This window comes from Paraburkholderia flava (assembly GCF_004359985.1).
Lineage (GTDB): Bacteria > Pseudomonadota > Gammaproteobacteria > Burkholderiales > Burkholderiaceae > Paraburkholderia > Paraburkholderia flava.
On sequence record NZ_SMRO01000004.1, the window covers coordinates 158,783 to 171,487 of the forward strand.

Annotated in this window: 10 protein-coding genes; 7 read left to right on the forward strand and 3 right to left on the reverse strand. The window is 65.0% G+C overall.

All coding sequences use genetic code 11. From position 1 onward, the window contains the following. Positions 1–24 precede the first annotated feature (24 nt). From E1748_RS28750 to E1748_RS28775, 6 genes are all read left to right on the forward strand, one after another. Complete coding sequence (locus E1748_RS28750) at positions 25–1,221, forward strand: aminotransferase-like domain-containing protein (RefSeq protein WP_133650701.1); 1,197 nt, start codon at positions 25–27, stop codon at positions 1,219–1,221. A 43-nt stretch (positions 1,222–1,264) separates the two neighbouring features. Beyond that, a complete protein-coding gene (locus E1748_RS28755; RefSeq protein WP_133650702.1) occupies positions 1,265–1,729 on the forward strand; it encodes a RidA family protein in 465 nt (154 codons plus the stop codon). 123 nt (positions 1,730–1,852) lie between these two features. Further along, positions 1,853–2,737, forward strand: coding sequence for a PhzF family phenazine biosynthesis protein (locus E1748_RS28760; protein WP_133650703.1), 885 nt, complete (start codon positions 1,853–1,855; stop codon positions 2,735–2,737). Between the two features lie 430 nt (positions 2,738–3,167). Next, complete coding sequence (locus tag E1748_RS28765; protein WP_133650704.1) at positions 3,168–5,537, forward strand: bifunctional diguanylate cyclase/phosphodiesterase; 2,370 nt, start codon at positions 3,168–3,170, stop codon at positions 5,535–5,537. A gap of 103 nt (positions 5,538–5,640) precedes the next feature. Then, entirely contained in the window at positions 5,641–6,849 is a 1,209-nt protein-coding gene (locus E1748_RS28770) for a chromate transporter (RefSeq protein ID WP_133650705.1), read from the forward strand. A gap of 138 nt (positions 6,850–6,987) precedes the next feature. Continuing rightward, positions 6,988–7,668, forward strand: coding sequence for an O-methyltransferase (locus E1748_RS28775; RefSeq protein WP_133650706.1), 681 nt, complete (start codon positions 6,988–6,990; stop codon positions 7,666–7,668). A 6-nt stretch (positions 7,669–7,674) separates the two neighbouring features. Here E1748_RS28775 and E1748_RS28780 read toward each other — a convergent pair whose 3' ends face one another. The 3 genes from E1748_RS28780 to E1748_RS28790 all read right to left on the reverse strand — a co-directional run bounded on the left by E1748_RS28780 (position 7,675) and on the right by E1748_RS28790 (position 11,400). Then, positions 7,675–8,700 (reverse strand): histone deacetylase family protein, encoded by a 1,026-nt coding sequence (locus tag E1748_RS28780; RefSeq protein WP_133650707.1) that lies wholly within the window; start codon positions 8,698–8,700, stop codon positions 7,675–7,677. A gap of 64 nt (positions 8,701–8,764) precedes the next feature. After that, a complete protein-coding gene (locus tag E1748_RS28785; RefSeq protein WP_133650708.1) occupies positions 8,765–10,033 on the reverse strand; it encodes a Zn-dependent hydrolase in 1,269 nt (422 codons plus the stop codon). 47 nt (positions 10,034–10,080) lie between these two features. Continuing rightward, complete coding sequence (locus E1748_RS28790) at positions 10,081–11,400, reverse strand: MFS transporter (protein ID WP_133650709.1); 1,320 nt, start codon at positions 11,398–11,400, stop codon at positions 10,081–10,083. A 274-nt stretch (positions 11,401–11,674) separates the two neighbouring features. On the opposite strand from E1748_RS28790, the gene E1748_RS28795 reads away from it, so the two are divergent. Next, positions 11,675–12,640, forward strand: coding sequence for a LysR family transcriptional regulator (locus E1748_RS28795; protein ID WP_133650710.1), 966 nt, complete (start codon positions 11,675–11,677; stop codon positions 12,638–12,640). Positions 12,641–12,705: the final 65 nt, after the last annotated feature.

Here is a 12,705-nt window from a genome sequence, read left to right on the forward strand (position 1 = left end):
TCCAGCAATAGAGACGAGGAGACTATGGACCAAAGCGACCTTCAAGCCCCGAAGTGGCAACTGTCAGTGCGCGCGCGCAAGCTCACCAGCTCGGCGATCCGCGAAATCCTGAAGGTCACGGAGCGCCCCGAAGTCATCTCGTTCGCCGGCGGCCTGCCGTCGCCGGTCACGTTCCCGGCCGAACGGATGCGCGAAGCGTCCGATCGCATCCTGCGCGATTCGCCGGCCGCCGCGCTCCAGTACAGCGCGACCGAAGGCTATCTGCCGCTGCGTGAATGGGTCGCCGCGCGCTACTCGACCGACGGCGTGCAGATCCGCCCGAGCCAGGTGCTGATCACGACCGGTTCGCAGCAGGCGCTCGATCTGCTCGGCAAGGTGCTCGTGTGCCCGGACAGCCCCGTGCTCGTCGAAACACCGACCTACCTCGGCGCGCTGCAATCGTTCTCGATGTTCGAGCCGCGCTACGTGCAGGTGCCGACCGACGACGCCGGCCTGATTCCCGAAGCGCTCACGCCCGAACTCACGGCCGGTGCACGTCTGCTGTACGCACAGCCGAACTTCCAGAATCCGACCGGCCGCCGCCTGCCGATCGAGCGTCGCCGCGCGCTCGCCGCGTTCGCGAAGACCGCGCCGTTCCCGGTGATCGAAGACGATCCGTACGGCGCACTCGACTACGCGGGCACGCCTCTGCCGACACTGCTGTCGATGGCACCCGATCACATCGTCCATCTCGGTTCGTTCTCGAAGGTGCTCGCGCCGGGCCTGCGGGTCGGCTACATCATCGCGCCCGAGGAACTGCACTTCAAGCTCGTGCAGGCGAAGCAGGCCACCGATCTGCACACGCCGAGCTTCACGCAGCGCATCGTGCATGAAGTCGTGAAGGACGGTTTCCTCGACACGCACGTGCCGACCATTCGCGCGCTGTATCGCGATCAATGCGAAGCGATGCTCACGGCACTCAAGCAATACATGCCCGAAGGCGTCAGCTGGAACCGTCCGGAAGGCGGGATGTTCGTGTGGGTATCGCTGCCGGCGCACATCGACAGCATGAAGCTGCTCGAAGAAGCGGTCGCGCAGAACGTCGCGTTCGTGCCGGGCGCGCCGTTCTTTGCGAGCGATCCGCAGCACGACACGCTGCGGCTGTCGTTCGTCACGGTGCCGCCCGCTAAAATCGACGAAGGCGTTGCGCGGCTTGCGGCATTGATCCGCGCGAAGGTTTGAACAACGCGTCTCCCCATTTTTTATCGACACCCAAGGATTTCTCATGGCACAGGCCAACGTGTACGACAAGCTGAAGGAACTCGGTATCGAACTGCCCGTCGCGGGCGCACCCGCTGCCGCGTACGTGATGAGCGCGCAGAGCGGCAACACGGTGTACCTGTCGGGTCACATCGCGAAGAAGGACGGCAAGGTGTGGGTGGGCAAGCTCGGCGATTCGCTGGCGGCCGAAGAAGGCAAGGCCGCAGCCCGTTCGATCGCAATCGATCTGATCGCGACGCTGCACGCGCACGTCGGCGACCTGAACCGCGTGACGCGCATCGTCAAGGTGATGAGCCTCGTCAATTCGACGCTCGACTTCACCGAGCAGCATCTCGTGACGAACGGCGCATCCGAGCTACTCGCTGAAGTGTTCGGCGAGCGCGGCAAGCATGCGCGCTCCGCGTTCGGCGTCGCGCAGATTCCGCTCGGCGCATGCGTCGAGATCGAGCTGATCGCCGAAGTGCAGTAAGTACAGCAAGCGGTCCGGCCGCTTCTCTGCATCACGTTACGCCGCCGACGGCCTCGCCCGTTCGCGGCGTTTTCATGACCGTGCCGCACGGCGCACGCTCCTGCTCTTCCGGGAATTCACACGATGACCGCACACACCGTCCGCTTCAAACAGGTCGACGTCTTCACCGCCGTGCCGTTCAAGGGCAATGCGCTCGCCGTGATCTTCGATGCCGACGGGCTCGACACCGCGCAGATGCAGGCGATCGCGCGCTGGACCAATCTGTCGGAGACGACCTTCCTCGTCGCGCCGACCGATCCCGCCGCCGACTACTTCGTGCGCATTTTCACGACGCATGGCGAACTGCCGTTCGCGGGCCACCCGACGCTCGGCACCGCACACGCGCTGCTCGAAAGCGGCTACCGGCCGAAGCAGCCGGGCCGGCTCGTGCAGCAGTGCGGCGTGGGGCTCGTCGAACTCGTCGAGCAACCGGATCACACGTGGGCCTTCGCCGCGCCGCCCGCGCGCGTGACGCCGCTGCCGGAGCACGACTACGCGGCACTCGCCGCTGCACTGAACACCTCGGCGATCGACTTCGACGCCCAGCCGTGCGCGGTCGACAACGGCGCACCGTGGCTCATCGTGCGCGTGAATTCCGCGCAGGCCTGTCTCGCGATCGAACCCGATCCCGCGAAGCTCGCGGACGTCGTCCATGGGATCGGCACGCATGGTGTCGCCGTCTACGGTCCGCACGACGCGAACGGTCCCGCGACCTTCGAAGTGCGCTGCCTGATGGCGGGCGGTAGTTTCGGCGTCGGCGAAGACCCGGTCACCGGCAGTGCGAACGCAGCGCTCGCCGGACTGCTCACCGCACAGCAACGACGCCCGGGCCTCCACTACACCGCGCGTCAGGGCACGGCGATCGGCCGGGCGGGCAACGTCTCCGTCCGCTACGACGACGATACGGGCAAGATCTGGGTCGGCGGGCCGGTGGTGACGATCGTCGACGGAACGATCGCGCTCGCTTGACGCGGCGCTTCAAACGTTCGCGCGCCGGTCCGTCCGGCGCGCTGCGACACAACAGGTAACCACTCTTCATGCGCGCAGCATGAATAAATTGGCCGCTCGCCAATTAGAGATATCTTTTCGCTTTTTCAGATAACGCCGGGGTCAATCGCGGGAACTGCCCGGAACATGGGCAAACACCCGCTGAGGCCCTTCCGGCGGGCGCTCGCGTGCCTGCACGCGACAGCGTATACCCGAGCTTCCGGCCCTTCCTTAATCTATCGCCATTCAGTAATATCGAGAAAAGATCCGGGCTATTACGGATGTTGTGGCGCGACCGCTGTTTCCTCTGCGCGACCCATACCCAGTTCATCATGCAGCCATATTCGAAATCAGCGCAGTCGATGCATCCGGGGCCGCAGCCAGACACAGGCGCAAGGGCCCGACCCGTCCGATGAATCCTTTCCGGTCCATTTCCGCTCGCGACGCACGCTATCGCGCCGACCCTGCCGTTTCGCGCCGCCGTGCGCTGCTCGCCATTCCGGCGCTGGGCGTGCTCGTGCTGATCCTGCTGTGGGCGGTGATCTTCGCGCGCCTGTCGGTCGAGAAGGACGCGACCTATCGCGAAGCGATGGCCTCCGCCGCGATCCTCTCTTCGGCGCTCGAACAGCACACCGTGAAAGCGATCCACCAGGTCGACCAGATCACGCGCTTCGTGAAGTACGAGTTCGAGAAATCGCCGGGACATTTCGATCTCGCGAGCACGGTCGAGAAAGGCGTCGTGCAGAGCGAGACGCTCGTGCAGGTATCGCTGATCGATGAGCACGGGCAGCTGATCGCGAACACCGCCGAACTGAATCCGAAGCACATCGATCTGTCGGACCGCGAGCACTTCAAGGTTCACGAGCACGAGAACGACGACCAGCTGTACATCAGCAAGCCGGTGCTCGGCCGCGTGTCGGGTCACTGGACGCTGCAGATGACGCGTCGCCTGAATCATCCGGACGGTTCGTTCGCGGGCGTCGTCGTGGTGTCGGAAGATCCGAGCTACTTCACGAGCGACTTCTACAACAACGCGGCGATCGGCCGCGATGGCGTGATCGCGGTGATCTCCGACAACGGCACCGTGCTCGCGCGCCGCACCGGCAGCGCCGAGCGCGCGAACGGCACCTTCACCGCGAGCGGCACCTACCCCACTTCAGAACACGTGTCGGGCACCTACGTCGATTCGATCGACGGCGTGACGCGCATCGTGTCGTACCGCCACATCGACGGTTATCCGCTCGGCGTGATGGTCGGTCTGTCGCAGGCCGAAGAGTTCGCCGACTACAACCACACGCGCAACGTCTACCTGATGATGGCGGGCTTCATCTCGCTCGCGATGCTCAGCTTCTTCGCGGTCGCGACCGGCCTGATCGGCAAACTGCTCGGCCGCGAGCGCGAGATGACGCATCTCGTCGAATACGATCTGCTGACCGGTCTGCGCAACCGCTACGCGACGCTGCAGAGCCTGCGGATCGACGTGAGCCAGCCGGCGAATCTCGGCCGGCTCGCGATCCTGTTCATCGACCTCGACAACTTCAAGGCGGTCAACGACACGCTCGGCCACAACGCCGGCGACATCGTGCTGCAGATGACCTCCGCGCGTCTCGCCGATGCGGTCGGCGAAGCGGGCGCGCTGTCGCGGATCGGCGGCGATGAATTCGTCGTCGTCGTGAAGGGCGACAACGTCGAGAAGCGCGCGGTCGATCTCGCCGAAGCCGCGTCCGAAGTCTTCTCGCGGCCGTTCGAAGTGCGCGGCAGTTCGTTCGTGCTGCACGCGAGCATCGGCATCGCGCTGTACTCGGTGGTCAACGAGAGCGAAATCGATCTGCTGAAGAAAGCCGACCTCGCGATGTACAGCGCGAAGGACGCCGGCAAGAACTGCTACCAGTTCTATTCGCCGCAGCTGTCGCATCGCGCGGACCATCTGATGAAATGGGAACAGCAATTGCGCGTCGCGCTCGCGGACGGCCAGCTGTTCCTCGCGTACCAGCCGAAGATCGATCTGACGCGCCGCTGCATCACCGGCTTCGAAGCGCTGGTGCGCTGGAACCATCCGCAGCACGGCCTGATTCCGGCCAGCGAATTCATTCCGGTCGCCGAATCGACCGGCCTGATCGTGCCGATCGGCGACTTCGTGATCCAGACCGCGTGCCGCCAGCTCGCGCAGTGGCAACAACAGGGCTACGACACGCTGTCGCTCGCGGTGAACATTTCGGCGGTGCAGTTCTGGCGCGGCGACCTGTTCGAAACGATCTCGCATTCGATCGAGGAAACCGGCATTTCCGCGCGCCGTCTCGAACTCGAGATCACCGAGACCGCGATGATGGAGTACCCCGAACTTGTGTCGGAGAAAATCTTCGCGCTGAAACGGCTCGGCGTGCGGATCGCGCTCGACGACTTCGGCACCGGCTATTCGTCGCTGTCGTACCTGAACCGCTTTTCGGTCGATACGCTCAAGGTGGATCGTTCGTTCGTCCAGGCGATTCCCGGCGACCGCAGCGTCTGCGTGATGGTCACCGCGATCGTCAATCTCGCGCGCTCGCTCGGGTTGACGGTGGTCGTCGAAGGGACGGAGACCGAAGAGCAGATCGCATGGCTCGCGGCGCTCGGCCATATCGAAGCGCAGGGGTTCCTGTTTTCGCGCCCGGTGCCGGTCGAAGCGATTCCGGCGCTGCTCGATCGCTTCGGTGTATGCGGGATGCCGGGGAAACGCGACGCGAACGAGCCGGACACCGACAGCGCGAGCGCCACGTCGAATGCGAGCGGACTGTCTGCGTAAGCATGCCGCGCTGGGCCATGCGGCACACGCTCACTAACCACACCAGCCATCCGGCCTGAACACGGAGAGACGCGCGGAGCACAGCCACTACCGCGCGCGCACGATGCAGACGACCACCACTCTCAAGGATGCGACCCGGCGCGGCGAACGCGAGCCGCTATGGACGCTGTTTCGTGTTGTCTTCGGTTTGTCCGCGCTGTCGTGGGGCGGACTCGCGCTGATGGCGCAGCTCGAACATCACTACGTCGAACGCGAGGGGCGCTTATCGCGCGTCGCGTTCTCCGACCTGATCGCGCTTGCGTGGATGGTGCCGGGGCCGGTCGGCTGCAATGTCGCCGTGCAACTCGGCCATGCGTTGCGCGGCCGCGCGGGCGCGTGGATCGCCGGCATCGCGAGCGTGCTGCCGTTCTTCACGCTGATGACACTGTTCGCGATCTTCTACCGCACGCCGCTCGTGCGCGCGGCCGCATCGCAGACGCTGCTCAATCACTTCAGCGTCGTGCTCGCGACGCTGATCGCCGTCACCTGGTACAAGCAGACACGCACGCTGGTGCGCGGCAAACTCGAATGGGCCGGCGCGATACTCGGCTGCGTCGGGCTCATGCTGGCACGCAGCCCGGCGGTGTACATCGTGATTCTCGTCGGTGCATTCGCGGTGGGCTGGATCGCGAGCCCGGTGCGCCGGCAGCCGATCGTCGTGAAGGTCGAGCGCGGCGACTGGCAGATTCTCGCCGGGCTTGCGCTGCTGCTCGCGCTGTTCGCATTGCCGCTGCCGCATCGCTACGACCTCGCGCTGCTGTGGCCGCGACTCGCCGGCGCCGGCATGACGCTGTTCGGCGGCGGCTTCTCCGCGCTACCGGTGCTGAAGACGCTGCTCGTCACGCCGTCGATCGGCGTGTCGGATAACGACTTCACGCTCGCGTTCTCGCTGTCGCCGCTGTCGCCGGGACCGTTGCTGAATGTCGTGCCGTTCTTCGGATATCTGATCGATGGATGGATCGGCGCGCTCGTCGCGACGCTCGCGCTGTTCGTACCGTCGGGTTGCCTCGTCGTGCTTGCGCAGCGTCATCTGTATCAACTGAAGGCGCACGAACGCTTCGAGCACGGGATGCGGATGCTGCGTGCGGTGACGACCGCGTTTCTGGCGGTCGCGGTACTGCGTATTGCGGGGCACGTGCCGTTCGAACCGGTTTATCTGCTGACTGCGGTGTTCTCTGCAGTGTGCTTTCTGCGCGCTAAAGTGCCGGTGTATTTTGTGTATGGCACGGTGGCGGTGGCGTGTGGGGTCTGGTTGGTGTTTGGGCATTTGTAGAGCCCGCCGCTTTCTGCTTCACACCCACAATATTTCCGTCGCCTGAAACGTCTTCTGCTTCGGGAGTCGCATGCGATCGTGCAACGGTCGCGGCTCCCGCACGTCACGCCCTTTCCCCTCCCAGCAGAAGGCCCCGTCATGGACACCGAAGCAATCCAGAAATTTCTCCGCGAAGAGCGAGCCATTGCCGGCCCGAGTCCGCTTCAGGACGCGCGAGTCAATGCGGTGATCGAACGCATCTGCGCGTCGCAGCGCTATCCGGCCGACGGCGGTCCGCGTGCGAATCCGGATTGCGATCCCGCCGATTACGTCGACTACGGTTTTTCGATCACGCCTGCGCAAGGCGATCTGATCTATCTGCTGTGCCGCGCGTTGCGCGCAACTCGCGTGGTGGAGTTCGCGACGTCGGTGGGTTTCTCGACGCTCTATTTCGCGGCGGCGGTTCGCGACAACGGCGGCGGCACCGTGATCGGCTCCGAGCTGGTGCCGCAGAAGGTCGCGACGGCAAGACGGCATCTCGCCGAAGCTGGCCTCGCGGACTACGCGGAGATTCGCGAAGGCGACGGCCGCGCGACGCTCAAGAATCTCGGCGGCCCGGTCGATTTCGTACTGATCGACGGCTGGCCGCTCGCGTCGGGACCGTCGCTCGCGCGCGAGGTCGCCGAAATCGTCGCGCCGCAACTGCGCCCCGGCGGCTTCATGATGAACGACAACGGCGAGCCCGATTACATCGAATTCGTCCGCGATCCCGCGAACGGCTTCCTGTCGACGTGCCTGCCGATCAAGACCAGTACGATGCTGTCGGTCAAGCTCGCGTAAGCGGCACTACGCCCGGCTCTGCCCGAACCCATCGAAGAACGCGCGCGCATTCGCCTCGAGACTCTGCAGGTGATACCCGCCCTCCTGCACGATCACCGACGGCAGACCGAGCGCACCGATCGCCTCACCCAGCCGGCCGAAGCCTTCGGTCGTCACAGCAACCTGTGACTGCGGATCGTCCTTGTAGATATCGAAGCCAAGCGCGAGCACCAGCGCATCGGGCTGGAAACGCTTGAGCACGCGTAGCGCATCGCCGAGCCGTTCGAAGAACGCTTCTTCCGACGAGCCGTGCGGCATCGGCAGATTCACGTTGAAGCCGTCGCCTCTGCCTTCGCCGCGCTCGTCCTCGAAGCCCGCGACGACCGGATAGAAGTTCGTCGGGTCGCCATGAATCGACACGTATAGCACGTCGTCGCGACCGTAGAAAATTTCCTGGACGCCCTGCCCGTGATGCATGTCGGTGTCGAGGATCGCGACGCGCGCATGACGCTCGCGCAGCGACTGCGCGGCGATCGCCGCGTTGTTCAGATAGCAGAATCCGCCCGCCGCGTCGGCGCGCGCATGATGGCCTGGCGGCCGGCACAGCGCCCACGCTTCGTGCGCGCCTTCCTTCACCGCGTTTGCCGCAGCAAGCGCCGATTGCGCGGACCAGTACGCGGAACGCCACGTCTGTTCGCCGACCGGGCAGCTACCGTCGGCGAGATAGCGCGCGGCCTGGCCGAGCACACCGCGCAGCGGATTGCGATCGCGCACGAACACGTTCGACATCACTTCGTCGCCCCAGTCGGCGGGCATTTTTTTCCAGTCGTGATGCGCTTCCTCAAGAAAACGCAGGTAGTTCATGTCGTGGACGGCCGCGATCGGTGCGGTGCCCGCGTCGGCGGGTTCGCGCACGTCGAAGCCGAGCGCATGCGCGGCCGTGACGAGGCGCTCCGCGCGCTCGGGCACTTCCTGCGGCGTGCGCATCTGTCCGCGCGACAGATAGGTCCGTGGATGATGGAGCAACTGGTCGGGATGGAAGAAGGTCTGCATGGCGATTCGAGTTCTTCGGGTCGGGTCGGTTCAGATGTGACTCGCGCGGCGAGCGGAAAGGACGTCAGGCCTCGACGGTCTGCACAACGCCCGCGCGTGCGAGCACCGCATTCAGCAGCACGTCGGCGCCGCGCGTGACGTCGTCGGGCAACGCGTCTTCGGCTTCATTGTGCGACAGACCGTCGACGCATGGGATAAACACCATCGCCGTCGGACAATAGCGCGCGAGATGGATCGCATCGTGCCCCGCACCGCTGACGATGCGTTCGTTCGAATAGCCGAGCGCGGCCGCCGCGTCGGCGACGAAGCCGACGCACTGTTCGTCGAACGGCGTCGCGGGACTCACCCAGTGCGTCGAGATATCGACCTGCACGCCGCGCGTCTGCGCGATCTTCGCGAACGCGTCGCGCAGATCGCGTTCCATCGCATCGACCTGCGCGTCGTCGGGATGACGCAGATCGACCGTGAACGCGAGCCGCCCCGCGATCGTGTTGCGCGACGCGTTCGGAATCTCGACCTGACCGATCGTCACGAGACCGCGCGGCGCATAGCCCGCGACGATCTGCTCCAGTTCCGATGCCATCTGTGCGCAGGCGAACAACGCGTCGCGTCGATACGGCATCGGCGTCGTGCCCGCATGCGCAGCCGTGCCGGTCACCTCGACGTCGAGCCAGCGGATCGACTGGCCGCCCGTCACGATGCCGATCGTCGTGCCGTTCGCTTCGAGCACGGGGCCTTGTTCGATGTGCGCTTCGAAGTAGGCATCGACGGGTTGATGCTGTGCTTTGCGAAGCGCAGGTGTAGCACCTGGCTCGATGCCGACCGAGCGCAACGCATCGGCGAGCGTGACGCCTTGTGCATCGCGTGTATCGAGCGCGGTCTGCACGGACATCGCGCCGGTGAATACCGCCGAGCCGAGCATCGCGGGTGTGAAGCGCGCGCCCTCCTCGTTGGTCCACGATACGATCTCGATCGGCTTGTCGGTGGCGAGGCCCGCGTCGTTCAGGGTACGCACGACTTCAAGCGCGGCCAGCACGCCGTAGACGCCGTCGAAGCGCCCGCCTTCGGGTTGCGTGTCGAGATGGCTGCCGATCAGCACCGGCGCCGCATGCGGATCGGTGCCCGCGCGCGTCGCGAACAGGTTGCCGACTTCGTCGACGCTCACCTGCATGCCCGCGTCGCGACACCACTGCGCGAAACGCTCGCGGCCGAGCCTGTCTTCATCGGTGAGCGCGAGACGACGCACACCGCCGCGCGGCGTCGCGCCGATCGTCGCCATCTCCATCAGACTCGCCCAGAGCCTCGGGCCATCGACGTGCAACAGGTCCTTCATGTTCCTTCTCCGTTGATCGGTGTGTTCAATGTGCGCTCGATGCGCGTTCAGTTCGCGCCGAGCGCATCGCGTGAATCCGCGGTGTCCGGCTGACTCGCGCGGCGCGCGTCGAGCGCGACGATGCACAACAGCGAGATGCCCGCGAGGCACGTATAAAACACAGCGAGCGGCCACCATTGACCGATATAGCGATGCGCGAGCCACGTACCGACGAGCGGCGTCAAACCGCCGGCGATCGCACCGCACACCTGGTAGGACAGCGAGATCGCCGAGTAGCGCACGCGCGTGTCGAACACACCGCTGACAAAGCCCGCGATCACCGAATAGAAGCTCGACATACAGATCACCGCGATCGCGATGCCGATCACCATCGGCACGACGCTGCCGCGCTGCACGAGCACGAACATCGGATACGGCGACAGCATCGCGGCGAGCGCCGCGAGCTTCAGGAAACGCGCGCTGCCGATGCGCTCGGCGATCCATGCAGCGAGCGGCTGCACGCAGAACTGGATGATCGCGACCGCGAACAGACAGTCGAGAATCAGCGACCGCGCGATGCCGACGTACTGCGTCGTGTACGCGATCATGAACGTGTTGGTGAAGTAGACGCCCGCGATGCCGATCGTGTTCGCGCCGATGCACAGCAGCACCAGTCCCCACGCGTTGCGGAACACTTCGGCGACCGGCAGCTTGAGCGTCTTGCTCGACTCCTTCACGCGCTGGAATTCCGGCGACTCGTTGACGCCGAGCCGGATCAGGATGCCGACGACGAGCAGCACCGCGCTCGCGAGAAACGGCAGACGCCAGCCCCACGCGAGGAAGTCGGCTTTGTCGAGCGACGTCACCGCGCGGAACGCGACGAGCGACAGGATCAATCCCGCAGGACTACCCAACTGCGCAAACGACGCGAAGAACGTGCGACGTCCCTGCGGCGCATGTTCGCCGGCCATCAGCACCGCACCGCCCCACTCGCCGCCGACCGCGATGCCCTGCACCACGCGCAGCAGCACGAGCAGCACCGGCGCCAGCATGCCGACGTTCGAATACGACGGCAGCAGCCCGACGCAGACCGTCGCGATGCCCATCATCATCAGCGTGGTCATCAGCGCTTTCTTGCGACCGATGCGATCGCCGAGATGCCCGAAGATCAGCCCGCCGAGTGGCCGCGCGAAGAAGCCGACCGCGAACGTCGCGAACGAAGCCATCGTGCTGACGAACGGATCGTGCGACGGAAAGTACAGCTCGCCGAACACGAGCGCGGCGGCGGTCGCGTAGATGTAGAAGTCGTACCACTCGATCATCGTGCCGATGAACGCCGCGATGGCGGCGCGCACCGGCTGACGGGTGGGGATGGCGGGTTGGTTCATGGGGTTGGGCTCCTTGTCGATCGCGGTTGGCTTCGGGTGTCGACCGAAGTTAGCGCTGCGCTGCTCTGGTCTCACGCTGGGCGTCTGCTGCGGCCATGCAAATAGTTGTGTTGTCGTCAGCGGCCTTGTCCAGTCGAGGATCGACGGCTGCCGCATGAACCGTTTATCGCCAGCCAGAAAACATTAGTCAAATTTCCAGTTATTATTCGCCGCATAAATATGGCTAATACCTCAAGCCACACCGCAGCCGCACCGCTGCATTCGGAGAGACACCATGCGCGCCGACATCGCCCGCTTCCTGAACGACCGACTCGACTGGAACCTGCTGCGCACCTACCTCGTGATCATTCAGGAGCGCAGCGTGAGTCGAGCGGCCGCGCGGCTCTATGTGACGCAGCCGGCCGTGAGCCAGGCGCTGAAGCGGCTGGAAGACACGCTCGGCCGCAAGCTGATCGAGCGACGCGGCCCGACCTTCACGCCGACCCAGGCGGGCGAAGAGGTGTACCGGATCGCGAGCGACATCTACGGCAACATCTCGCGGCTCGAGACCGAACTCGACGATCGCGTCGACGACATCACCGGTTCGATCCGGCTGCTGAGCATCAGCCGGATCGATTCGCCGGTGTACGACGAATTCCTCGCGGAGTTTCATCGCGCGTATCCGCGGATCGATCTGCAGATCGAGGTGATGCGTTCGTCGGACATCATCTCGTCGCTGCTGCAGAAAACCGCGACTGCAGGACTCAGCCTGTGCCGCATGCCCGTCGACAAGCTGGAGATGCGTTGCTTCCTGCGACAGCGTTATGCGATTTTCTGCGGACGGCATCATCGATTGTTCGGCCAGTCGCAACTGACGATGCAGGACCTGCTCGCGGAAAACTTCGTATCGTTCACGAGCGACCAGATCGGCGACAGCCTGTCGCCGCTGACCGTGTTTCGCGATCAGAAGGGTTTTACGGGGAGGATCGTCGCGTCGTCGGCGAGTCTCGACGAGGTGCGTCGATTGATCTTCGCGGGCTATGGCGTCGGGTGCCTGCCTGAGCACATCGTGCGCGACGACGTCGCGCAGCAGCGACTATGGCGCCTGCCGCCCGACGACGGACTCGCGGATGTGGACGTGCATCTGCTGTGGCATCGCGACCGCAAGATGAGCGCCGCCGATCATGCGTTTCTCGACAGCATGGAGCGGTGCATGCAGCGGTATTCGCTGGCGGAGCGGTTGGGGAGTGTGAGGCAGTAGGGTTGGTAGGACGACCGCGTGGCGCGCCGCGAGAAGCAGGAAAGTGCGGAATCAGGCTACCGCGC